The following is a 22102-nucleotide window of genomic DNA, read 5'->3' as shown; positions in this document are numbered from 1 at the left end:
GCCCGGGGGCTCAGGGCCGGGGGGCGGCTCAGGGCCGCGCGGCGGGGGTGCCCCATTCCGCGTAGGGGACGGCGGTGCCGCGCAGCGCGGCGCCGTAGCCGCCGAGGTTGTCCACCAGCGCCGGGGGGTCCTGGAGGGCAAAGAGGTGGGCGGGCAGGTCGGCGTAGAGGTCGTGCGGGGTGGCGGCGACCAGGGTGGCAAGGCCGCTCAGGTCGTCCGGCCAGCGCAGCGGGCGGGCGCCGGTGAGGGCGGTGATCTCCTCGGGGGTGAAGTAGGGGTCGTGCAGCAGGACGTCGGCGCCGCGGGCGAGCAGGTGCTCGGCGACTCGCGCGGCGGGCGAGCCCTCGACGATCCTGGCGTTGGGCGCGTAGCTGAGGCCGAGGATGCCGATGGGGCCGTCGGCGATCCGGAGGATCGATTCCGCGACGCGGGCCGGGTGGTCGCCGTCCCAGTCCATCGCGGCGGCGACCAGGGGCAGCGGAGCGTCCTCGCCCGGGCCGGCAGTCCCGTCGACGGCGAACCGGGGGCTGAGCGGGATGCAGTAGCCGCCGATGCCGATGGAGGGGTGGAAGGTGGGGACGTTCCACTTGGTGCCGGCCAGCCGCAGCACTTCGGGCACGTCCAGGCCGGGGTAGGCCTCGGCGAGCTGGTTGGTGAGGACCAGGTCCAGGTAGCGGTAGAGGTTCTCCACGGGCTTGGTGAGCCCGGCGTGCCGCCAGTCCGGAGCGGGGTGGACGACCTCGCTGATCGCCCCGTACAGCTCCCGGGCCAGCGGCAGGGATTCCGGTCGGGCGGTGCCCACCACCCGGGGCAGGGTGCGCAGGTTCATGTCGGGCGAGAGCATCCAGTCCCGGCGGGGCGCTGCCACCAGGTGCAGTGACGCGTCGTCGGCGGGGGCCGCGCCGAGCGCGGCGGGCACCAGGTCGTCGAGCCAGCGCAGGCTGACGGTGCTCTCCAGGGCGACGAGGGTCTCGCCGCCGGCGCGGGCCCGGCCGACGGCGGTCAGCACCGTGGTCAGCGGCCCGGTCACCGGCCGGCCGGCGCGGTCGGTGTTGACACAGACCAGGTGCACCCGGGCGGCGACGGCCGCGGTGTCCTCGGGAGACGCGGCGCGCAGCCGTCCGCCGGAGCGGGCGTCGGCGAGGGGGATGACGTCCTCGAAGCCCGGCAGCGGGACCACTCCGGCGTTGATCTCGCGCACCCGGTGCTCGTCGGTGTCGAGCACCGTGCAGGGGAATCCCGCCCCGGCCAGCGCGCACGCGGCGGACAGACCGATGAAGCCCGCCCCCCACACCGTGACGGGCTCCGTCCGGTCCTGCAGCGCCGCGATAAGCGGACGGGGGGACGTCGAGGGCTGCATCGGCCTACTCCCTTGGATCGAATCTAATTGACTGAATGATATTGACAGCTTTACGAGTCAGTCAATATCACAGTCACAAACATTGTCATTGGTGTTCGAATGCGGTCTGCAGTTCGGGCAGGTCGAGGTTTCTCGTGACCCCGGTGGTGGCCGCGTTCTGCAGGGTGAGCCGCCCCGTTTCGGCCTCCTTCTCCCCCACCAGCGCGAACCAGTGGGTGGGCCGGGCCGGGACCTGGCGGAGCTGGCGGCCCAGCCTGCGGGGCCGCCAGTGCTCCAGCACGTCGTACCCGGCACCGCGCAGGTGCCGGGCGGCGTCCATGAAGGTGCGCAGGTCGGCGGAGGGCATGCGCATCAGGTGCACGCACTCCGCCTCGGGCACCGGTCCCAGCTCGGCCAGCAGGTTGACCGAGGCGCTGGTGCTCCAGCAGCTGCTCAGCCCGATGTCCAGGGTGCGCACCATGTGGTGGTAGCCGCCGCCGTCGCCCAGCGTGCGGCCGTCGCCGGCGCGGGCCAGGAAGCACAACCCCGCCTGGTACTCCGGCGCGTGCTCCCAGTCCAGGCCGAACTCCACTCGGACCCCCAGCTCGTGGGCGATCGTCAGGACGGTCCGCAGGTGAGCCGTCCGCTCCACGGCCACGGGCTCCGCCGCCGCCACGCGCTGGGGGGCCTCGTCCGGCGGCAGCCCTCGGCAGAGTGCGGAGAGGCGGTCCACGCGCCGCAGGAACCGTTCGTGGGACGGCGGGTCCGCCTGCGCCTCCCGCGGCTCCCCGGTGCCGCGGCGGCGGCGGTGGAGCGCGGCGCGGGCCTCGGCCGGGCTCAGGTCCTCGTCGGCGGCGATCGCGTCGAGCACCCCGTAGTCGCAGTACTCCAGCCGGCCCCCGGCGGCGGGTCCCAGGATCTGGAAGATCTCGGCCCAGAGCCGCAACAGGGTCAGGTCGGCGGCGAGTTCGTCGGTCTCGTTGCAGATGACCGCGACCGCCTGACTCCAGCCCCGGTGCCGCTTGCGCCGGTAGCGCGCGATGGGCACGCAGGCCGCGCCGAGGGCGCTGGCGCCGCCGGTCAGCCGCCCCGACCCGGCCAGGGCCCGCAACACGGCCACCAGGGAGTCCGCGGTCAGGGCGAGCCGCCGGCCGGAGAGGTCCTCGAAGGCGAAGATGCGTCCGGTGGCCGCGGAGCCGAACTGCTCGAAGGTCTCCGCGTACCCGACCGGGGCCACCGTGACGGGCGCGAAGCCGAAGCTGCGCGTCACCGAGCGGAACGTCGCCTCGGCCCACACCCCCTGGGCGGCCTCCTCGCCCACCAGGTCGCTGAACCCGCGGGGCAGGGCCTCGAACGTGTGACTCATGTGTACCTCCCCTGGGAGCGCGCTCAGCGCAGCGACAGTGATCCGGTGCGGACGGTGTGCCGCAGCGCCCTGGTCAGCAGCAGCCAGGCCAGCAGGCCCCAGCCCGCGGCGACGGCGGCCTCGCCGGCCACCGCGCCCAGGTCGAGCGGGCCGCCCGCGGCCAGCGTCCGGGCGGCCGACAGGCCGTGGGTGAGCGGCAGGACCCGGGCCAGCAGGCCGGCGGCCCCGGACCCGGGCACCGCCGTGGTGACCCCGGCGAGCAGCATCAGCACGATGGTGGTGCCGGCGGTCAGATACATCCGGGAGCCGGGCCTGCGGACGCTGACGCTGGTCATGCACAGGGCCAGGCAGTAGCAGGACACGGTGCTGAGGCAGAGCACGGCGAGGATCACCGGCAGCGCCACCCAGTGCAGCGGCACCCCCAGCAGCGGGGAGACCACACATAGCGCGATGGTCGAGGTCAGCAGGCCGTCCGCCATCCAGTGCAGGCCCCGCGAGGCCAGCACCAGGAAGGTGCTGCCCCGGCTGAGCAGCAGGAACTGCAGGGTGCCGGAGACCCGTTCGCCGACGGTGGAGGAGACCACGCCCAGCGCGCCCAGCGGTCCGAGGACCGCGGCGTTGCCGAACGCGAGATAGGCCTCGGCGGAGGGGGAGCCCACCAGCCGGCCGAGGCCGGCGAAGAACAGCACCTGGCAGATCAGGCGCACGGTCCAGCCGAAGAGCCAGGTCCGCAGGGTGAACATCGCGCGGTAGTCCTGATAGCTCGCCAGCGCGCCGTAGGCGACCTGGCGTGTGGCGGCGCACAGCCGCGCGGCCGGTGCCGGGCGCCGGGCGGGGACCGGATCCGGGGCGGGGCCGCCGGGAGCGTGGCCGGTTCCAAGAGCGAGGTCAGTCATGGAGAACCACCCGTCCACTGCGTACGAAGGACAGCACCCGGCGTACGGACCACAGCCCGGCGGCGGCCTGGAGGGCGACCAGGGCACACAGCACGGCCAGCCGGGCGCCGAGGTCGCTCACCGGGCCGGCGGCGGCGTCGCGCAGCAGTTGCGCTCCCCAGGAGAGGAAGAAGCCGCGGGCGATCCAGCGCAGCGGCTCGGGGAGCGTCGCGACCGGCAGGATCAGCCCGCCCAGCAGGTAGAAGGGGTAGGTCAGGGCGTTCTGCAGGCTGCGGGCGGCGCGGACCAGGATCATCAGGCCGCTCATCAGCAGCGCGGTGGCCGCCACCCCGGTCGTCACCAGCGCCGCGACCAGCAGGGTGAGCCCCGGCCGGTCCACCCGGATCGGCAGTCCGAAGACCCAGCGGCCGACGAGGAACATCTCCCCGAGCACCGGCAGCGCGAGCGAGGTGGTCAGCAGGGTCCGCAGGGCCAGCGCGAGCAGGTAGCGGGAGGGCGTCAGCAGGGAGAGGCTCAGGGTGCCCTGGGCCCGGTCGTCGTCCACCGCCTGCGAGGCAACGAACACCGCGTGAGACCAGGCTCCCATCAGGAAGGCGGTCAGGGCCGTGGTGGTGGCCAGCCCGCCCTGGTGGTGCCCCTTCAGGAAGTGGAAGAAGACCAGCGAGTAGCACGGGATCACCACCAGGGTGGCGAAGAGCTGGGGTGAACGGATCAGCATCTGCGCCTGGGCGCGTACGAAGTGGAGCATCAGACCGCGAACTCCCGGTCGGTGATGACCGTGCGGTACAGCTCGGTGAGTCCCGGCGGGGCCACCGCGATCTCGGTGGCCCCGGCCTCCAGCAGGAGGGCCAGCGCCGCGGACTGGGCCTGCGGGCCGTCGAGCCGGGCGGTGAGGGAGCCCTGCTCGGTGACCTCGGTGATGCCGGGCAGTTCCGCGATCCGGGCGGCGACCTCGGCGCGGACGCCCTCGGCCCGGATCGTGCGCGGTGCGCCGATCCGGGCGAGCAGCTCGTCGGCGGCGCCGATGTGCAGGATGCGGCCGTGGTCGATGAGGGCGATGCGGGTGCAGACGTCCTGGGCCTCGTGCATGTCGTGCGTGGTCAGGACGACCGTGCAGCCCGAGTCCTTCAGTTCGTGGACGAGTTGGCGGAAGCCGGCCCCGGCGTGCGGGTCCATGCCGTTGGTCGGCTCGTCCATGATCAGCAGCGGGGGGCTGCTCAGCAGGGCCCGGGCGAGGTGGACGCGCTGGACCATGCCGCGCGAGAAGAGCTCGACGCGGTCGTCGGCGCGGGCACCGAGCCCGAAGCGCTCCAGCATCTCGTCGGTCCGCTGCCGGGCCTGCCGGCCGCCGAGGCCCTGCAGGGCGCCCCAGTACAACAGGTTCTGACGTGCCGTCAGGCGGCCGTACAGGCCCCGGTCGCCGCCCAGGACCAGGCCGATGAGTCGGCGGACCTCCTTGGGCCGGCGCACGACGTCGTGGCCGCCGATCCGGGCGGTTCCGGAGGTGGGCAGCAGCAGTGTGGTCAGGATGCGGGAGAGGGTGGTCTTGCCGGCGCCGTTCGGGCCGAGCAGACCGAGCACCTCCCCCTCCCCGATGCTGAAGGTCACCCCTTCCAGCGCGGTGACCTCGGCGCCGCGGCGGGGGGTGAACACCCGGCCGAGGTCTTGTACGTCGACGATCGCCACGGCTCAGCTCCCGCTTCCCGCGGGGGCCGCGGCCGTGCGCGGGGCGGGGCGTTCGGGCCACGGGTCGAGCGCGGACAGCGCGGCCTGTGCGGCCTCGTGGTCGGCGGGGTCGACGAGTTCACCGGTGACCAGCAGGAGGTCGGCCACCGGGGTGCGGCGCAGCAGCACCCCGTCGAGGTCGTGGTCCTCCATCGTGTCTCCTGTTCCGCGGCGCAGCGGTTCGGTGAGCTGGAAGCCGTACAGGCGCGGTGCGCCGGCGAGGGGTCCGAGGGCGGCCCGGCGGGCGCGTTCGAGGCGGGCGCTCTCGCGCAGGCCGTCCAGCAGCTGTGCCGGGACGACAGGGGCCAGCGCCGGGTGGCCGGTGGCCTTGAGGCAGAGCTCCTCCAGCTCGGGCGCCAGCGCGTGGTCGGCGGCGACCCGGGCCAGCGCGGCGGGGTCGGGGGCCGCGGGCGAGGTGAGGACGCAGACGAGGTCCAGTACGTCCTTCAGGGTGAAGTCGCGCTGGAAGCGCTCCTCCGCGACCGCCAGCACATCGGCGTGCACCTGCTCGGCGGGCAGTTCGGGCCGTAGCGGGACGCCCCGTTCGGGCAGTCCGCCGTAGGCGAAGGTGGTGACCTCCACCCCGCGGTCGAGGTCGAGCATCGGGTCCTCGCCGAGCCACCACACCGAGACCAGCAGGTCCCGCCGGCCGTCCGCGTCCAGCTGGGTCATCAGGACCTCGACCGCCTCCTGGCGGTCGAGCACCTCGGCCAGCACCCGCCACAGCGTCGCCTCGTCGGGGACGACGACGTCGAGGTCGCCGACCGAGCGCAGCAGGCCCTGCGGGTAGTAGCGGTTCAGGGAGGGGCCCTTGACGGTGCGTGCCCCGGGTACCGCGCGGACCGCCGCGTCCAGTTCCCGGTAGAGCTCGCACCTGCGGGTCATCCGGGCCAGTTCGGCCCGGGATCCCTCGCCCAGGGCCACCCCCTCGCGTTCGGCCAGGGAGAGCACCAGGGTCGAGACGACGGCGCCCTCCTGCCGTGCCCGCCGCAGCAGGTGGCGGGGGGCGAGGTCGCGGTCGACGTCCAGCAGCTCGTACAGCAGGTCGAGGCTGAGGGGGAAGGCGGAACGAGTCGGTGGGTTCACTGGGTCTCTTCCTGGTCCTGGGGTGCGGCCGCGTCCTTCGCGCTCGGGCGGGACGCGTGGCGGTACTGGTGGGTGCGGCGCCAGCCGCGGGCCTCCAGGGCCGCGGCGACGGCTCCGCTGCGGCCCGCTTCGTCGAGGCCGTGGCAGACGTTGCCCAACAGGGGCAGCCCGAGGTCCTGCGCCAGGAGGGCGGAGGCCCGCACCAGGGCCGTGATCGCGCCGGGGCGCAGGACGGGGTCGTCGATCAGGATGTCGACGAGGTCCACGAAGTCCGTGCCGCTGGGGTCGTCGTGGGCGTCGACGCAGAGCGTGGCGTGGCCGACGGGGTGGTCGCCGCCGTCGGCGTACACGACGAAGGTGCGCCGGCCGGGAGAGTCCAGCAGGGCGTCCACGGCGGCCCGCACCTCCTGCGGCCGGGTGGTCAGGCCGCGGCCCGCGGCACCGGTGACCATGGCCCGGCGCAGCCAGTCGTGGACGGCGCGGTCGTGCTCGCGGGTCTCGTCCAGGGCGATCCTCAGCCCGGGGGAACGCGTGTCTTGCGGGGCGGGTGCGGCGTCGAAGGGCAGGGACAGGTAGCTGAGATGGGGGGTGAGTGCGGGGTGCGGGTCGTCGGCGCCGGGCACCCGGACGACCGCCTCGGTGCACTGCGGGAAGCGGGCGAAGAGGGCTTCGAGAAAGGCCGGCGCCGCGTGGAGCAGGCGCGGGTCGGCGTGCTCCACCAGGCACTGGTCGATTCCGGTGAGCGGCTCGTGGTAGGCGCCGGCCACGTAGACCAGGCCGTCGATGCGGTGGAGCAGGCCCGCCTCGTCGGCGGCGGCCAGGTAGTCGTCGCAGGCGGTCAGGGCCGCGGTGGGCGCCGGGGCGGCGGGGTCGGCGGTCACGCGGCTCGGTCCGCCTCGGGCCGGACCACGGCGACCAGTTCGCGCGCCACCGCGGCCGCCGCGGCGGCGACCTCGTCCTCGGTGACCCGTGCGAGGGCCTCGATCTCCTGCTCGGGCAGGGTGACTTCGGCGGCCAGCACCCGGTCGGTGGCCAGCGCGATGGCGGCCTCCTGCTGGGACTCGGCGCGCAGCACGACCTCCACCACGGCCTGCCGGACGGCTGCCGAGAAGGCCTCCTCGCCCGGCCCGTCGGAGGCGATCTCGGCGAGCAGCGCGCGGAAGGAGTCCAGGAGCCGGGGGCCGTTGGCGGGGTCGACGCCGGCCAGCATCCGCCAGGCGCCGGTGTCGCTGTAGCTGCGGGACCAGGACTGGAAGGAGTAGGCGAGCGCCTCGTCGTTGCGGATGCGCGCGTAGAGCAGGGAGGCGGGGCTGGCTCCCATCAGATGGCCGAGCACGGTGTAGGCGTGCCGGCGCGGATCGCCGAGGCGTGGCGCCCGACTGCCCGCCTGCAGCCAGCAGAACTCCTCGGGCCAGCGCTCCGGGGCGGCGGTGCGGACGGGCGGCGGGTCCTGGAGCGGGCGGGCGCCGAGGGGCGGCGCGGCCGGGAGGGTGCCGAGGTCCGCCTTGTCGAGGGCGGCGAGCAGTTCCTCGACGGGCAGTCCGCCCACGGCGCTCACCGCGACGGGCGCGCCGGACAGTGCCTGGCGGTGGGCGTCGCGCATGGCGTCCACCGTGATGCGGGCGATGCTCTCGGGGTCGCCGCCGACCGGGGAGCCGAGCGGGTGGCCGGCGAACAGCCGGGCCAGGAAGGCCTCCTGGACCGCGTCGGAGGGGTCGGAGGCCGCGGCGCCCAGTTCCTGGAGGACGACCTGGCGCTCCCTGTCCAGGTGGGCGGCGGTCAGTTCGGGGCGGAGCAGGGCCGCGCCGATCCAGCCGATGACCTGCGGCGCGTCCTCGTTGAGCACCTGGGCGTAGATCACCAGGAGTTCGGGACTCGTGAGGGCGTTGGAGTTGCCGCCGAGCCGCTCGATGCGCTCGCTCAGCGAGGGGCCGCCGTCCAACGGGACCGACATGACGAGGTGTTCGAGCATGTGTGTGGCACCGGCGACCCCCTCGGGGTCGTGCCGGGCACCCGATCCGAGGGCCACGCACACGGTGGTGGTGCGGCTGCCGGGGGTGTGGTCCACCAGTACGGGGACGTTCTGCATCAGGAGCTGTTCGGTCACGAGGGGAGGTCTCCGTCGCTGCGCGGTGCGGGCGGGGTGGGGCTGCGGGCGGTCCCGTCCGGGAGGCCGCCGCGAGCACCGCCGGGGACGGGGCCCGCGGACACGGCCGGGAACGCGGCGGCCGGGCTGCCGCCCGAACTGGGTCGGCAGCCCGGCGCTGGTCCTGCTTACTTGCCGGCGCGGACCTTGATCTTGTCGAGACGGGGGCGCAGGCCGACAGCGTGGTTACGGGTCATGATGACTCCTTCATTGTGTGAGTAATCCGCAAGGCATTCGTTCCCTTGCCGACGAAGCGATATGACCATGACCAAGACCAGCGAGTCAAGTAACTCTGTCAATAATCTCGGGAGCGGTCACACAGGCGACGACACGGACGGCACCGACACCACAACCCGGCAGCCATGCAGCGGTGTTGACCCATCGGGCGTCGCACACAGGGACGCATCCGCCCATCGCAAAGGAACTTGACTACGTTTATTGACTAACCGTGGCATGGCATGTCAATCTCGCGGTGCCAAGCATGCGAACGTAAAGGGGAATCCGTTGGGAAGCATGTCGGAGAGTCAGCACTCCCTGCTCCTGATCAAGCCGGACGGGGTCTCGCGCCGCCTCCAGCCCTTCATCCTCGACACGGTGCGCGACGCCGGGCTGACCGTCCTGTGCCACCACCGGATCCTGCTGGACGAGGACGACATCCGCCGAGCCTTCGCCGACATGCGACGCAGCGAGAACCCGCTGGAGCACCTCACCCTCGACCTCTGGTACGCGCACCGGCCCATGGAGGTGATCGTCGTCCGCGGCGGCGACGACACCATGGAGACGGCCGCCGCCGTCAAGCGCAAGGCACGCGCCGCCTACCGCCTCGGCGTGTGGGCCAACGTGGTCCACACCCCGGACCACTGGGAGGAGTTCGCGCTCCAGCTCTCCGTCTTCGGGCAGGACTGCGCGGACTGCCGGGCCCTGCTGGGCGACACCGACTTCGGGCACTACCAGGACGTTCCGCAGGCCTACCCGCCCGGGATCCTGCTGCCCCCGCAGTGGCGCGATCCCGAGGCGCTGAGCACGGTCGTCGAGCCGTTGTGGCGCGACCCGGCCTCCTGCGTCTGGCGCCCCACCTACCCCCGTCTGCACGAGGCGCCGCACCACGCGGACGGGCCGCGCGACCACGCCGTGTGCGTCACCCGCTCGCCCAACCAGCTTTCCTTCGACAACCTGGTCGCCGCCGTGATGGCCGCCCTGCCCGGCATGGACTTCCCGCAGGCCTTCGAGGTGATCTTCACCTCCCTGCACCACGCCGAGTTCCCGCTGGCCGCCGGCACGCTCGCGGAGTGCGAGGGCTACGCGGCGTCGCTGTGGGACACCGGCCTGCGCACCGTCGTCCGCGCGCTGGACGACGACTTCGTCTATCCCGCCGAGGACGGGCCCGGGCACCGGACCGCGGCCGCGGCCGCGGCCGCCCGGAAGGTTCCGGCATGAGGGCCCCCGCCGCCACCGCGCTCGCGGACACCACCCCCCGGCGGCTCGACGCGCTCCTCGGGCGCGCCTGCGCCCGCTTCGCGGACCGCGTCGCCCTGGACGACGGCGAGGACGTCCTGGACTACCGCACCCTCGGTGAGCGCGGCCGCGGCATCGCCGCCGCGCTCACGCGGGCCGGACACCGGCGCGGGGAGCCCGTTCTCGTCGCCGTGGACAACCGGTGCGGCGACCTGGTGTGCGAACTCGGCGCCTGGGCCGCCGGGGCGGTCGTGGTCCCTGTGCACCGCGACTCCCCCGCCCTGGTGCTGCGTTCCACCGCCGAACGAGTCGGCGCCCGCCTGCTGCTCGGCGATCCGCGGCACCGCCCCGCGGCGTGGGAGGACGCCACCGGCCCGGCCGGCCATCCCTGGATCGGCGGGATCGTTCCCGACGCCGGGGCCGGTCCCGGTCCCCGCGGCGGCGCCCTGCCGCGGGTGCCGGCCGAACTGGACGCCGACCAGGCGCTGGTGGTCTTCACCTCCGGCTCGACCGGCCGCCCCAAGGGCGTGGTGCTCTCCCACCGCGTCCTGCACACCAAGCTCCGGGCGATCTCCTCCACGCTGCCGTTCGAGGAGGGGCACAGCGCCCTGCACCTGCTGCACCTCAACTTCAGTTTCGGGCAGTGGACCTCCCTGCTCACCCTGGCCACCGGCGGCACCCTGCTGCTCACCCCGCGCTTCCGGGCCCGCGAGGTACTGGACCGCCTCGCCGAACGGCCCGTCGAGCGGACCGCCGTCGTGCCCAGCATGCTGCGGCTGATCCGCCGCGAACTGGACGGGTCCCCGGACGCGGCCGCCCTGCTTCGGCGGCTTGCCGAGGTGGGCTCCCCCGGCACGTGGATCTGCGGCGGCGAACCCCTGCCCGCCGGACTGGGCCGCGGGATCAGGACGCTGCTGCCGCACGCCGGGATCGCCGACGTCTTCGGGCTGAGCGAGAGCGCCACCTCCGACTTCATCCTCACGCCCGACCGCTACGACGACGAGGCCGGCACCATCGGGCGCCCCTCCCCCGGCGTGGAGTACCGCATCGTGCCGCCGGGCGCCGCCGCCGGCACCGGCCCGGACGCCGCGAGCGCCGCCGTCCCGGACAACGGTGCAGGCGTGACGGCAGCGGGCCCCGGCGTGGCCGGTGAACTCTGGCTCCGCACGGACCATCTGATGACCGGGTACCTCGACGATGTGGCCGCCACCGCCGCCACCATGGCCGGGCCCTGGCTGCGCACCGGCGACCTCGCCCGGCACCGGCCGCAGGACGGCCTGGTGGAACTCGTCGGCCGCGCCAAGCAGCTCATCGTGCGCGGCGGCGCCAAGATCTCCCCGCTGGAGGTGGAGGACGCCTACGCCGACCACCCCGACTGCGCCGCCGGCGTGGCCGTCGGAGTTCCTGACGCCCTGCTGGGCGAACGCCTGCACCTGCTGTTCGTGCCCCGCCCGGGCCGGACGCCCACCGAGGAGGAATTGCGGGCCCACGGGCTGCGCCGACTGGAGGCCCACAAGGTGCCCGAGCGGGTGCACCTCATCGACGAACCGCCGCTGGGGCGCACCGGCAAGACCGACCGGGCCGCGGCCGCGCGTATCGCCGCGGCACGCGCCTCCGCGGCGCCCCCGGCCCCCGATGCCGCCCCGCGGGGTGCGGCATGACCCTGCTGGGCGTCTCCACCGGGGTGCTGGCCGACCGTACCGATCTGACGGGGCTGCTCGCGTACGAGCCCGATGTCGTCGAGTTCTACAACTACCCCCGGTCGATGCTCGGCGCGATCGGCCGGTTCTGCGACCGCCACGGCATCCGGCCCGCGCTGCACACGCCCGTCCCCTACGACGAGCCGCGCCCGCTGCGCCGGTTCGCCCCGACCGGTCCGGACCCGGACGAGGCGGCGGCCGCGCTGCGCATGACCGGGGCCACGGTCCGCTGCGCGGCCGACCTCGGCGCGCTCCACGTGGTGGTGCACTTCCCGAGCCCCTATCCGCCCTACCCGGCCGCGGGATTCGACAGCTGGTGCCGTGACTTCCTGGACGCCGTCTGCGGGTTGGCCCGCGAGCACGGGGTCCTTGTCCTGGTGGAGAACCTCTCCGCGCACCCGCTGCTGCACACGGCGGCGGACTACCGCGACGCCCTCGCCGGCCGCCCGGAGCTGGGACTCTGCCTGGACCTCGGCCACGCCCACCTGCTCGGCCCCCAGCAGGGTCCGCTCGCCTACGCCCGGGCTCTGGGCGCCGCAGTGCGCAGCATGCACCTGTACAACACCACCGTCGCGCGCTATCCCCTGCACGGCCACGAACCCGCCCACGCCGGGCAGTCGGCCGCCGAGGGCTACCTGCCGATCGCCGAGGTGCTGCCCACGCTGCTCGCCCTCACCGGCGCCCCCGCCGTCGTCCTGGAGCACCGGCCCTTGGCAGCCGGTGACCCGGGGCCCGGGGAGATCGGCCGGTGGATCCGGGCGGTGATCGGCCGCCGCCGGCCGGGCCCCCCGGAGGAGGACGGCCCTCCCCCGCGCGCGCCGGACGGTCCCGCCCGCCTCGCGCCCACCGGACCTCCCTGTCCCGCCCAACCCTGAGGAACCCCGATGCCCGACACCCCTTCGCTGGAACTGCTGCGGCACCTGGCCGCCGCCGACGACGACCTGCGCCCCGCGCTCCTCAAACACGTCTCCGAGGCCACCCAGCGCCTGATCGACCGCACCGGCCGCGGCATGGACCTCACCGAGGCCGACCTGAGCGGTCTCGACCTGCGCGGGGCCGACCTGCGCCGTGCCACCCTCAACCGGGCTCTGCTGCACAGCACCCGCCTGCAGGAGGCGGACCTCTCCGAGGTCACCATGGTGTGCCCCGGTATGGAGCGCACCAACCTCGCCGGGGCCAGCCTGCGTTCCGCCTACGTGCACGCCCTCGCCGCGCAGACCTGCGTGTTCGACGGCGCCGACCTGACCGGGCTGCGGGACGCCACCGGCACCCTCTTCCACGGGTGCAGCATGCGCGGCACCCACCTGGACGACGGGCACCTGTCCGGCTCCTCGTTCTACCAGTGCGACCTGTCCGACGCCTCGATGCGCAACATGAACCTCCAGGGCGCGCTGATCAGCGAATGCCTGCTGGACTCCGCCACGCTGGACGGCTCCTGCGTCGACCAGCTCTCGATCACCAAGTCCAGCCTGCGCGATGCCTCGCTGCGTTCGGTGGCCGGCCACGGCCTGGCCCTGCAGCGGCTCACGGCCGCCGACGGCCTGGTGCTCGCCGACGCGGGAGTGCCCCAGCTCCGGCTCACCGGCATCCAGGCGCACGGCTGGAGCGCGGCCGGGCTCAAGGCACCCGACGGCGACTTCGCCGACCTCGCCGTCACCGCCGCCGACCTCAGCGGCGCCCAGCTCACCGGGGCCCGCTGGGTGCGCTGCACCCTGCCGCAGGTCCGCCTCGGCGGGGCGTCGCTGAACAACGGCAGCATCGTGGAGAGCAGCCTGCGCGGGGCGGTCCTGACCGCCGCCCGCGGCGAGAACCTCCACATCGTGGAGAGCGACCTGTCCGACGCCGAGATGAGCACCTTCCTGGGTCGCTGCCTCACCGTGCGCGACTCCAGCCTCGCCGGGGCCAACCTGCGCCATGCCAACCTCTACCGGGCGATGATCACGGGTGATCCGCCGCGCGGCATGAGCCTGCGCCGCGCCGTCCTGGACGGTGCCACCCTCGTGCAGGCCTATTTCGCCGCGGACCTGCGCGAGGCCGGCCTGGTCGGCGCGAACTGCGCCTACAGCCGGTTCAGTCAGTCCGACCTGTCCGGTGCCCGGCTCGACGGTGCCGGGATGTACCAGTCCACCTGGGTGAAGACCGTCGTGACCGGCGCCAGTCTGACTCGTGGAATGCACCGGTGTTCACCGACCGCTGCCCGGGGCTGGCCGAGGCCCTGGAGCGCGACGGCGGGCCGGCCGCGCGCGAGTTCGCCGCCTTCGTCGGCAGCCTGGGCGCCGCGCTGGCGAAGGGCCGCAAGGGTTCGACGTGACCATCGACCAGAGCCCCGACGACGGATCGGCCGGCCGGCGCCGGCTGATCGAGGCCGGAGTGACGCTGGGGCCGGGCGTGCGCGCCTGGCTCGGCGCCAATGTCCTCATCGGCCGTGACGTGACCATCGGCGCCGGCACGGTCCTGGCCGCGGACACCCTCACGCTGGGCGACGGCGTCACCATCGGGGAGAACTGCGACCTGCGCGCCGGGACCCTCTTCCTGGGGGACGCCGGCGAGTTGCAGGACTCGGTCACCGTGCTGGTCGCCGACGCCTTCGAGATCGAGGGCGGCGGGCGCATCGAGTCCGGGACCCACATCACCTGCCGGTCCTTCCAGGCCGACCGGCTGCTCTACCTCGGCCAGGGCACCAGTGTCGGCTACGGCGGCACCACCGCCTCCACCTCGCACGTCGTCCTCGGCTCCCGGGTGGCGATCGGGCCGCACAGCATCCTCAACGCCAACCACCCCATCATCCTGGGCGACCAGGTCGGTTCCGGCTCGCACCTCACCGTGTGGACCCACGGATTCCACTTCGGTCACCGGCTCCTGGACGGCTACCCCGCGACCTTCGCGCCCGTGCGCATCGAGCGGAACGTGTGGCTCGCCTACCACGCCACGGTGCTCCCCGGGGTGACCATCGGCGCCGACACCATCGTCGCCTCCGGCAGCGTGGTCAGCCGCAGCCTGCCCGCCGGGGTGCTGGCGGGCGGTGTGCCCGCCGCCGTCAAGCGGACCCTGGATCCCCGGCCCCCGCAGGGCGCCGACGCCCACCGGTGCGTCGACGCGCTGCTCGACGACTGGATCGCCGAGCTCCAGTGGAAGGGCCTGACCGCCGAGCGCACCGCCGACGGCGGGATCGACGTCGCTGACGGCCACCGCGTGCTGCTGGTCGCCGAGGACACCAGTCTCGACACCGTCAACACCCACGCGGCCGACCGGCGGGGCTTCCATCTGCTCGCCGTGGAGGACCGTCCCGACCTGCGCCCCTGGACCGGCCGCAGCCGTGCCCTGTTCGAACTGCGCTCCGGGCGGCTGACCGGCGGCCTCGACGAGATCGGCCACGACCTGCGGGACTTCCTGCGCCGCAACGCCCTGCCCTGCGGCGACCAACTGCCTTTCCGCAGCCTGCCCGTCGAGGGATTCGCCCGGCTGGCCGCGCTCACCCGTAAGCCCACGACCACCGGGAACGGCCGATGACCACCACACCCCGACCCGCGCGGCACACGGACCTGCCCGGGCCCGCCGGCGGCCCGCGCAACCTGGACCTGCGCTACGCCGAGCGCCCCGTGGACAAGGACCACCCGCACTACTTCCCCTTCGTCGTCGACCACGCCGCGTCCTGGCTGGAGGACGGCCCCGGCACAGCGGTGTGCGAAGTGGGCTGCGCGGCCGGTGCCTTCGCCCACTACCTCCTCGAACGGCACCCCGGAACCGACCTGACCTGTGTGGACATCCAGCCCGCCCTGGTCGAGCAGGCCCAGCTGCGGGTACCCGGCGCCCGCTTCGTGACCGGCGACGTGCTGCGGCCCGACACCCTGCCCGCCGGGCCGTTCACCACCGTCTTCATGGTGGCCCTGCACAGCCACTTCGACGACCCCCGGCAGTGGATCGACGCGCTGATGCGCCTGACCGCGCCCGGCGGGCGCGCCTACGTCTTCGGCCTGTTCAACCCCGAGCCGGTGGACGTCGTCGTCCGGCTGCGCCACCCGGACGGTGACCCCGAGTGGCTGCCCGGCTGGAACCAGTTCTCCGTGCGGACGGTCGGCCGGCTGCTGGAGGAGGCCGGACTGCGGCATGTCTTCCACCGCTACCTGCCCGCCGCGGCCCGCGCACGACGGCCCGAGGACCCGCTGCGCTCGCACACCGTGCCCGACCCCGAGGCCGGCGCCGGAGCGGACCCGGCGCTGGTGTTCCTCAACGGCAGCCAGATGCTGCACCGTTTCGCGCTGCTGGAGATCCACCAGCCGACGTCCGCGGCGGCCGGCAGCGGCGGCCGGCCGTGACCGGCCCCCGGCACCGGCCGCCCGGCGGTCCGCGGCGCGGCCGCCTCGCCGCCCACGGGCACAACGTCTTCGCAGAGATGTCGGCCCTGGCCGCGGAGCACGACGCCGTCAACCTCGGCCAGGGCTTCCCCGACACCGCGGGTCCCGACACCGTCGTCGAATCCGCCGTGCGGGCCCTGCGCGCCGGCCACCACCAGTACCCGCCGGTCCCCGGCCTGCCCGGCCTGCGTCGCGCCGTCGCCGACCACCAACGGCGCTTCTACGGACTGGACATCGATCCCGGCCGGGAGGTCGTCGTCACCACCGGCGCCTCCGAGGCCCTGGCCGCGGCGCTGCTCGCGCTGACCTCGCCCGGTGACGAGGTCGTGGCCCTGGAGCCCTTCTACGACTCCTACTCCGCCTGTGCCTCCCTGGCCGGGGCCACCCTGGTGCCGGTGCGGCTGCACGCACCGGACTTCACCTTCGACACCCGGGACCTGGCCGCGGCGATCACCGGGCGCACGCGGGTCCTGCTGCTCAACACGCCCCACAACCCGACCGGCGCGGTCCTGTCCGTCGAGCAGCTGCACGAGGTGGCCGCGCTGGCCTGCGCCCACGATCTGCTGGTGATCTCCGACGAGGTCTACGAGCACCTGGTCTTCGAGGGGGTCCACCAGCCCGTAGCGGCGCTGCCCGGCATGTTCGAGCGGACCCTCACCGTGTCCTCGGCCGGCAAGTCCTTCTCCTTCACCGGCTGGAAGGTCGGCTGGGCGACCGGCCCCGCCGACCTGGTCACCGCCGTCCGCGAGGTCAAGCAGCACCTCTCCTTCGCGGGCGGCACCCCCTTCCAGCACGCCGTGGCCGACGCCCTGCGCCTGCCCGGGGAGTACTTCGCCACCGCCACGGACAGCCTGCGGCGGCGCCGGGACCTGATGACCGACGGGCTGCGCGCCCTCGGTTTCGACGTCCGGCCGCCGCGGGGCACGTACTTCGTCACCGCCGACATCACGCCCCTGGGCGAGCGGGACGGGCTGGAGTTCTGCCGCGCGCTGCCTCTGCGCTGCGGTGTCGCCGCCATCCCCCACCAGGTCTTCTACACCGACCCGGACGCCGGGCGCCCCCACGTCCGCTTCGCCTTCTGCAAGCGCGAGAGCGTGCTGCGCCAGGCACTGGACAGGCTGAAGGAGGGGTTGGGGTGATCCCGCCGCAGGCGATCGCGTCGCAGGCCGGGCCCCGGCACCCGGCCGGCGCTGCGCAGGCCGGGCCCGTGGTCCCGCACAACGGGCCGCTGGTCACCGAGGACGACATCACTGCCGTGACCGAGTCGCTGCGCTCCGGATGGCTCGCCTCCGGCCCCCGGACCGCCGCCCTGGAGGAGGCGTTCGCCGAGCGCTTTCGCCCCCGCCACGCCAGCGCCGTCTCCTCGGGCACCGCGGGGCTGAGGCTGGCGCTGCACGGTGCCGGGCTGGACGGCACCGGCGCCACCGTCGCCGTCCCCACCTACGGCTGCTCGGCCCTGCTCGACGCCGTGCTGGCCGCCGGCTGCACCCCGGTGGTCGTGGACGTCACCGAGCGGACGCTCACCCTCGATCCCGCACGGCTCGACCCGGCGGGCCGGCTCGACGTCGTCATCGCCGTACACACCCACGGCCACCCCGCGGACCTGGACGCCCTGCGCCCCCTGGCCGCGCTGCTGGTGGAGGACTGCTGCCAGAGCCTGGGCGGCCTGGACCGGCGGGGGCGCCCTCTCGGCGGCATCGGGGACGCGGCGGTGTTCTCCTTCTACGCCACCAAGACGCTCGCCGCGGGCGAGGGCGGGATGCTGCTGCAGGCCGACCGCGCGGCCTGGGAGCGCGTCCGCGTCCACCAGGACCCGGCGGCCCGCGAGGTCTACAGCCCGCGGTTCAACCACCGCCTCTCCGACCCGGCCGCCGCCCTGGCGCTCAGTCAGTTCCGGCGCCTGGACCGCATCACCGCGCACCGCCGCGCCCTCGCCGCTCGCTACACCGCCGCCCTGCCGCCGCACGTCGCACCCCCGCCCGGCCTGGCTCCCGGCCAGGTGCCCTACCGCTACTGCCTGCGGGCCGCCGGCCGCGGCCAGCAGCAGCGGTGGATCGGCCACCTGCGCGCCGCGGGCGTCCGCGCCGACCCTCTGATCCCCGCCCGGCACCTGCTGCACCGGCAACTGGGCCTGGAGCCGGGGGACTACCCGGTGGCCGAACGCGTCGTGGACAGCACCGTCTCGGTGCCGCTGTTCGCCGCGCTCACCGAAGAACAGGCTCACCGGGTGGCACAGGCTCTGACCGGCCTGCCGGACTGAACGAGGAGGAACCACCGTGACGACACCCCTGCCCCCCGCCCCCGACCAACACCTGGAACCCGGCGCCCGGACAGACCGGCGGGCCGTCCTGGCCCAGCGGCTGGCCGCCGTCCGCGCCCGGATCGCGGACGCCGCCCGGGCGGCCGGACGCGACGGCTCGGAGATCACCCTCATCACCGTCACCAAGAACCGGCCCGCCGAGGACGTCCGTCTGCTGGCCGGGCTGGGCGTGCGCGACGTGGGCGAGAACCAGGACCAGCAGGCGTCCGCGAAAGCGGCGGCCTGCGCCGACCTCTCCCCCGCCCCGTCCTGGCACTTCATCGGCCAGCTCCAGACCAACAAGGCCGCCTCGGTGGCCCGTTACGCCGACATGGTGCACTCCGTGGACCGTTCCTCCCTGGTGTCCGCGCTCGGCAAGGCCGCCCGCCGCGCCGAGCGGGAGCTGCGCTGCCTGATCCAGGTCAGCCTGGACACAGGCCCCGGACGCGGCGGGGCCCACCCCGACGAGGTCCCCCGGCTCGCCGCGATCATCGCCGAACAGCCCCTGCTCACCGTGGCCGGGGTGATGGCCGTTGCCCCGCCCCTGGAGCCGGCCGACCGGGCGTTCGCCCGGCTGCACGGCGTCCGGGAGCGGCTGCTCGCCGACCACCCGGACGCCGGGGTGATGTCGGCCGGCATGAGCGGGGACCTGGAGGCCGCGATCGACGCAGGTGCGACGCACGTCAGAGTGGGATCGGCCGTGGTGGGACCCCGCACGCCCGCGGGGACTGCCGCACCATAACTCTGACACCACGTCAATACCCCTTGTTACAATGCCATTCACTACGCGTGACCCCCATAGGAGCCCCTCCGTGAGTCGTCTGCTGCCCACCGCTCCCTACCGCGGCACCAGGGATTTCCTCCCTGCCGAGATGTCCGTCCGCCAGCAGGTGTTCAGCCATCTGTACGAGACGGTGGAGCGCTACGGCTACGGCCGCTACGACGGGCCGATCCTGGAGTCCGCGGAGATCTACGAGGCGAAGTCCGGCCAGGAGATCGCCAACCAGCAGCTGTACTCCCTCACCGACCGCGGCGGCCGCCGGATCGCGCTGCGCCCGGAGATGACCCCCTCGGTGGCCCGGATGATCGCGGCCAACGCCAACAACCTCCAGTTCCCGGTGCGCTGGTACAGCCACGTCAACTGCCACCGCTACGAGCGGCCGCAGCGCGGCCGCACCCGTGAGCACTGGCAGCTCAACGTGGACATCTTCGGGTCCGACAGCCCGAACTGCGAGATCGAGATCTTCGAACTCATCCACGACGTGATGAGCTCGCTCGGCGCGACCCGCGACATGTGGCTGCTGCGGGTGGGCGACCGCGCCGTCCTCAACAGCATCCTGCGCGACGTGGTGAAGGTGCCCGAGAGCGCGCACCAGCAGACGATGGCCCTCATCGACCGCTGGGAGAAGGTGCCGAACGAGAAGCTGCGCGAGGAGGCCGCAGAGTTCGGCCTCGACGCCCGGATGTTCGACCTCCTGGAATCCACGCTGCGCTCCGGGGCCGAGGTGCTGTCCGCCCTCCCGGACGAGGTCCGCGAGACCTCCGCACTGGCGCAGGTGATGAAGAGCGAGGCCAGGGACCTCTTCGTCTTCGACCCCTTCATCGTGCGCGGCCTGCAGTACTACACCTCCACCGTCTTCGAGGTGTTCGACCGCTCGCCGGACAACAACCGCTCGCTCTTCGGCGGCGGCCGCTACGGCGACCTGGCCGGCCTCTTCACCAACCAGCGCATCCCCGGCATCGGCTTCGGGATGGGCGACGTCACCCTGCACGACTTCCTCGGCACCCACGGCCTGCTCCCCGAGGCCCGCAGCGAGGTGGACGTCAGCGTGATCCCCGTCGACGACGACCTGATCCCCGCCTCCCGCGAGGTCGCCCGCCGGCTCAGGCAGGCCGGGATCCGCACCTCGACCACACTGGAGCCGCGCAAGCTGGGCAAGGAACTCTCGCGCGCCGACCGCGACGGCTCCCGCTTCGCGGTCATCGTCGGGCGCGACGAGTGGCAGCGCAAGGCCGTCGTCCTCAAGGACCTCAAGGGCGGCGCGCAGCACGCGATCGGGCTGGCCGACGTGGTCGCCCACCTCACGGAGCACCTGGCGGCTCCGGGGGCCTGACCCGCCCCCCGAGGCTGCTGTCCCGAACCCCACGCCTCGCTTGACGAAAGACATAGAGGCACCCCCGGGGAGCCGGGCTCCCCACCCCTGCGTGCCGGCACCGCCGTGAAGACGCCCGCTCCCCCGGGGCCGCCGGACCCACCCGACGCCCCGGGGCGCTCCCCCACCCCCACACCTGCCGGTGAACGCGGCCACGGCGTACGGGGCCGCACGCCTCGGTCTGCCGAAGGAGTCCGGCCGCGCCGACGCTCCCGCATCGCTCCGCGGCCGACGGGCGCGTGCCCGAGACGACCCGGCACATGCCGGGCAACGGCTGGACGCCGCGGTCCCCCGTCCCGCTCGTCCGGCCCCGTACGGCACGGGCCGGCCCCCTGCTCCCGGCCGGGCGTCGGCCGCCCCCTTCCCTCTGAACTCCTGGAGAGTTGAGCCCCACATGAACGACGAGAAACGCCCGACCGGCGACGAGCTGGTGGAAGGACTCTGCAAGGCGCTCGATGCCGACAGCGGCTGGATCCCCGCCCTCGCGGGCCCGAGAGGACCTGCCGGTGTGAGCACCGGTTCGGCGCTGGACGTGGTCGTGGCGCAGCTGTGGAAGTTCGCAACGGCGCCGACCACCCCTGAGCACGTCGCCCGCCCGCTCGCGCGCGCGGCCGAGGCGGCCGACGCCGCCCTCGTCACGGACGGCGCAGCGCGGTACGGAGCCCTGGACGCAGCGTACGGGTGCGTGCTCCAGGCCTGGCAGGCGGCGGCCCGCTGAGCCGGCCCTGGGCGGCAGGTGCGTTCGCCCGCCCGTCGCACCGGCGGCCCGGGCGTATCGGGGGCATGGCAGGGTCTGCCGCGTCCGTCCCGTGCAGGAGGCGAGCCTTGGCACGGGACGGACGGGCCTTCGCTGCTTCGCGTGCCGACGACCTCAGTGCCGTTCCCGGCCAAGGGCGGCAACCTCGCGCACGGCCTCGGTCACGGCCGGGAAGTCTCTCGAGGTCGTAGGCACGGTGAGCCGGATGAGGTGCTTCGACCAGCAGGCGCTGGAAGCCTCTTGGACTGCCTGGGCAAGCAGTAAGTCGGCACCGGCCGCTGGGGCTGTCCGGGCGGCGCTGTCCCCCGCAGTTGGCAGCTCGCCGTGAACGAGGCGCGCGAGCGGTACGAAGCCGAGCAGGGTGAGGGTTCTTCCGGTACTCCCCCGTTGCCGAGACAAGCAGTTGTTCTTGAACGACACAAGGACCCCGGCAGGGTGTACCGGGTCCTGGTGCCGTGCTGTGGCGGCTGCGGGCCCAGCGTGAGATCGCGGCGCGGAGCCGCAACGGGGGCCTGATCTGCTGTGCGGTCGGCGTTCGGGTCGGGCCCGGCGCCCTTGTCAGGCTGAGGGGTTCGGCTGCGGCCGGCCGCCTTGGGTGCGCAGTTGCTTGTTGATGCGCTGGGCTTCTTCGAGTTGGTCTTCGAGGATGACGATGCGGCAGGCGGCCTCTATGGCGGTGCCCTGGTCGACGAGTTCGCGGGCGCGGGCGGCGATGCGCAGCTGGTAGCGGGAGTAGCGGCGGTGGCCGCCTTCGGAGCGCAGGGGGGTGATCAGGCGGTGTTCGCCGAGGGCGCGGAGGAAGGCGGGGGTGGTGCCGAGCATCTC

The 22102-nt window shown here is 74.0% G+C and carries 20 protein-coding genes; 11 read left to right on the top strand and 9 right to left on the bottom strand.

The features are described from left to right. Positions 1-28 precede the first annotated feature (28 nt). The 8 genes from ACWEN3_RS11175 to ACWEN3_RS11140 form a co-directional block, all read right to left on the bottom strand. The gene (locus ACWEN3_RS11175) at positions 29-1360 is read right to left on the bottom strand and encodes a UDP binding domain-containing protein (RefSeq protein WP_452968526.1); all 1332 of its coding nucleotides are present in this window, start codon (positions 1358-1360) and stop codon (positions 29-31) included. Positions 1361-1445: 85 nt separating this feature from the next. After that, on the bottom strand, positions 1446-2705 hold the full coding sequence (locus ACWEN3_RS11170; RefSeq protein WP_452968524.1) for an ATP phosphoribosyltransferase regulatory subunit: 1260 nt from the start codon (positions 2703-2705) through the stop codon (positions 1446-1448). Positions 2706-2728: 23 nt separating this feature from the next. Next, positions 2729-3601, bottom strand: coding sequence for a hypothetical protein (locus ACWEN3_RS11165; protein ID WP_452968521.1), 873 nt, complete (start codon positions 3599-3601; stop codon positions 2729-2731). Then, positions 3594-4349, bottom strand: coding sequence for an ABC transporter permease (locus ACWEN3_RS11160; protein ID WP_452968519.1), 756 nt, complete (start codon positions 4347-4349; stop codon positions 3594-3596). The genes ACWEN3_RS11165 and ACWEN3_RS11160 overlap by 8 nt, the downstream gene beginning before the upstream one ends. Beyond that, the gene (locus ACWEN3_RS11155; RefSeq protein ID WP_452968517.1) at positions 4349-5287 is read right to left on the bottom strand and encodes an ABC transporter ATP-binding protein; all 939 of its coding nucleotides are present in this window, start codon (positions 5285-5287) and stop codon (positions 4349-4351) included. The genes ACWEN3_RS11160 and ACWEN3_RS11155 overlap by 1 nt, the downstream gene beginning before the upstream one ends. Before the next feature lie 3 nt (positions 5288-5290). Further along, the gene (locus tag ACWEN3_RS11150; protein WP_452968515.1) at positions 5291-6412 is read right to left on the bottom strand and encodes a hypothetical protein; all 1122 of its coding nucleotides are present in this window, start codon (positions 6410-6412) and stop codon (positions 5291-5293) included. Beyond that, positions 6409-7293 carry a hypothetical protein gene (locus tag ACWEN3_RS11145; RefSeq protein ID WP_452968512.1) on the bottom strand — a complete coding sequence of 295 codons (885 nt, stop codon included), beginning with the start codon at positions 7291-7293 and terminating at the stop codon, positions 6409-6411. Before ACWEN3_RS11145 ends, ACWEN3_RS11150 begins: the two co-directional genes overlap by 4 nt. After that, positions 7290-8519 carry a M16 family metallopeptidase gene (locus tag ACWEN3_RS11140; RefSeq protein WP_452968510.1) on the bottom strand — a complete coding sequence of 410 codons (1230 nt, stop codon included), beginning with the start codon at positions 8517-8519 and terminating at the stop codon, positions 7290-7292. The genes ACWEN3_RS11145 and ACWEN3_RS11140 overlap by 4 nt, the downstream gene beginning before the upstream one ends. 552 nt (positions 8520-9071) lie before the next feature. On the opposite strand from ACWEN3_RS11140, the gene ACWEN3_RS11135 reads away from it, so the two are divergent. The 11 genes from ACWEN3_RS11135 (at position 9072) to ACWEN3_RS11085 (ending at position 21238) form a co-directional block, all read left to right on the top strand. Beyond that, on the top strand, positions 9072-9995 hold the full coding sequence (locus tag ACWEN3_RS11135) for a hypothetical protein (RefSeq protein ID WP_452968507.1): 924 nt from the start codon (positions 9072-9074) through the stop codon (positions 9993-9995). Then, positions 9992-11674: a class I adenylate-forming enzyme family protein gene (locus ACWEN3_RS11130; protein ID WP_452968505.1), complete on the top strand. Its 1683-nt coding sequence runs from the start codon at positions 9992-9994 to the stop codon at positions 11672-11674. The genes ACWEN3_RS11135 and ACWEN3_RS11130 overlap by 4 nt, the downstream gene beginning before the upstream one ends. After that, positions 11671-12588, top strand: a complete 918-nt coding sequence (locus ACWEN3_RS11125; protein WP_452968502.1) for a sugar phosphate isomerase/epimerase family protein — start codon at positions 11671-11673, stop codon at positions 12586-12588. Before ACWEN3_RS11130 ends, ACWEN3_RS11125 begins: the two co-directional genes overlap by 4 nt. A gap of 9 nt (positions 12589-12597) precedes the next feature. Next, positions 12598-14142, top strand: coding sequence for a pentapeptide repeat-containing protein (locus ACWEN3_RS11120; RefSeq protein WP_452968499.1), 1545 nt, complete (start codon positions 12598-12600; stop codon positions 14140-14142). After that, positions 14027-15223: a DapH/DapD/GlmU-related protein gene (locus ACWEN3_RS11115; protein ID WP_452968544.1), complete on the top strand. Its 1197-nt coding sequence runs from the start codon at positions 14027-14029 to the stop codon at positions 15221-15223. The genes ACWEN3_RS11120 and ACWEN3_RS11115 overlap by 116 nt, the downstream gene beginning before the upstream one ends. Then, positions 15220-16029, top strand: a complete 810-nt coding sequence (locus tag ACWEN3_RS11110) for a class I SAM-dependent methyltransferase (RefSeq protein WP_452968498.1) — start codon at positions 15220-15222, stop codon at positions 16027-16029. The genes ACWEN3_RS11115 and ACWEN3_RS11110 overlap by 4 nt, the downstream gene beginning before the upstream one ends. Then, the gene (locus ACWEN3_RS11105; protein ID WP_452968495.1) at positions 16026-17207 is read left to right on the top strand and encodes a pyridoxal phosphate-dependent aminotransferase; all 1182 of its coding nucleotides are present in this window, start codon (positions 16026-16028) and stop codon (positions 17205-17207) included. Before ACWEN3_RS11110 ends, ACWEN3_RS11105 begins: the two co-directional genes overlap by 4 nt. Next, positions 17204-18328 (top strand): DegT/DnrJ/EryC1/StrS family aminotransferase, encoded by a 1125-nt coding sequence (locus ACWEN3_RS11100; RefSeq protein WP_452968492.1) that lies wholly within the window; start codon positions 17204-17206, stop codon positions 18326-18328. Before ACWEN3_RS11105 ends, ACWEN3_RS11100 begins: the two co-directional genes overlap by 4 nt. 16 nt (positions 18329-18344) lie before the next feature. Further along, positions 18345-19109: a YggS family pyridoxal phosphate-dependent enzyme gene (locus tag ACWEN3_RS11095; RefSeq protein ID WP_452968489.1), complete on the top strand. Its 765-nt coding sequence runs from the start codon at positions 18345-18347 to the stop codon at positions 19107-19109. A 70-nt stretch (positions 19110-19179) separates the two neighbouring features. Next, positions 19180-20481, top strand: a complete 1302-nt coding sequence (hisS, locus tag ACWEN3_RS11090) for a histidine--tRNA ligase (RefSeq protein WP_452968487.1) — start codon at positions 19180-19182, stop codon at positions 20479-20481. Positions 20482-20914: 433 nt separating this feature from the next. Next, on the top strand, positions 20915-21238 hold the full coding sequence (locus tag ACWEN3_RS11085) for a hypothetical protein (RefSeq protein WP_452968484.1): 324 nt from the start codon (positions 20915-20917) through the stop codon (positions 21236-21238). A 597-nt stretch (positions 21239-21835) separates the two neighbouring features. On the opposite strand, the gene ACWEN3_RS11080 is transcribed toward ACWEN3_RS11085, so the two are convergent. Further along, the coding region (locus tag ACWEN3_RS11080) for a MerR family transcriptional regulator (protein ID WP_452968482.1) at positions 21836-22102 on the bottom strand (267 nt) is incomplete at its 5' end.

The sequence above is a fragment of the Streptomyces sp. NPDC004561 genome, assembly GCF_053602155.1.
The sequence above is the reverse complement of the archived record's forward strand: the minus strand, read 5'-3'. Positions and strand labels throughout refer to the sequence as shown.

Bases quoted from the DNA above. Each gene is read 5' to 3' on its own strand.
- ACWEN3_RS11175 (WP_452968526.1), bottom strand. From the start codon at position 1,360: ATGCAGCCCTCGACGTCCCCCCGTCCGCTTATCGCGGCGCTGCAGGAC.
- ACWEN3_RS11120 (WP_452968499.1), top strand. From the start codon at position 12,598: ATGCCCGACACCCCTTCGCTGGAACTGCTGCGGCACCTGGCCGCCGCC.
- ACWEN3_RS11130 (WP_452968505.1), top strand. From the start codon at position 9,992: ATGAGGGCCCCCGCCGCCACCGCGCTCGCGGACACCACCCCCCGGCGG.
- ACWEN3_RS11165 (WP_452968521.1), bottom strand. From the start codon at position 3,601: ATGACTGACCTCGCTCTTGGAACCGGCCACGCTCCCGGCGGCCCCGCC.
- ACWEN3_RS11135 (WP_452968507.1), top strand. From the start codon at position 9,072: ATGTCGGAGAGTCAGCACTCCCTGCTCCTGATCAAGCCGGACGGGGTC.
- ACWEN3_RS11160 (WP_452968519.1), bottom strand. From the start codon at position 4,349: ATGCTCCACTTCGTACGCGCCCAGGCGCAGATGCTGATCCGTTCACCC.
- ACWEN3_RS11170 (WP_452968524.1), bottom strand. From the start codon at position 2,705: ATGAGTCACACGTTCGAGGCCCTGCCCCGCGGGTTCAGCGACCTGGTG.
- ACWEN3_RS11125 (WP_452968502.1), top strand. From the start codon at position 11,671: ATGACCCTGCTGGGCGTCTCCACCGGGGTGCTGGCCGACCGTACCGAT.
- ACWEN3_RS11085 (WP_452968484.1), top strand. From the start codon at position 20,915: ATGAACGACGAGAAACGCCCGACCGGCGACGAGCTGGTGGAAGGACTC.
- ACWEN3_RS11110 (WP_452968498.1), top strand. From the start codon at position 15,220: ATGACCACCACACCCCGACCCGCGCGGCACACGGACCTGCCCGGGCCC.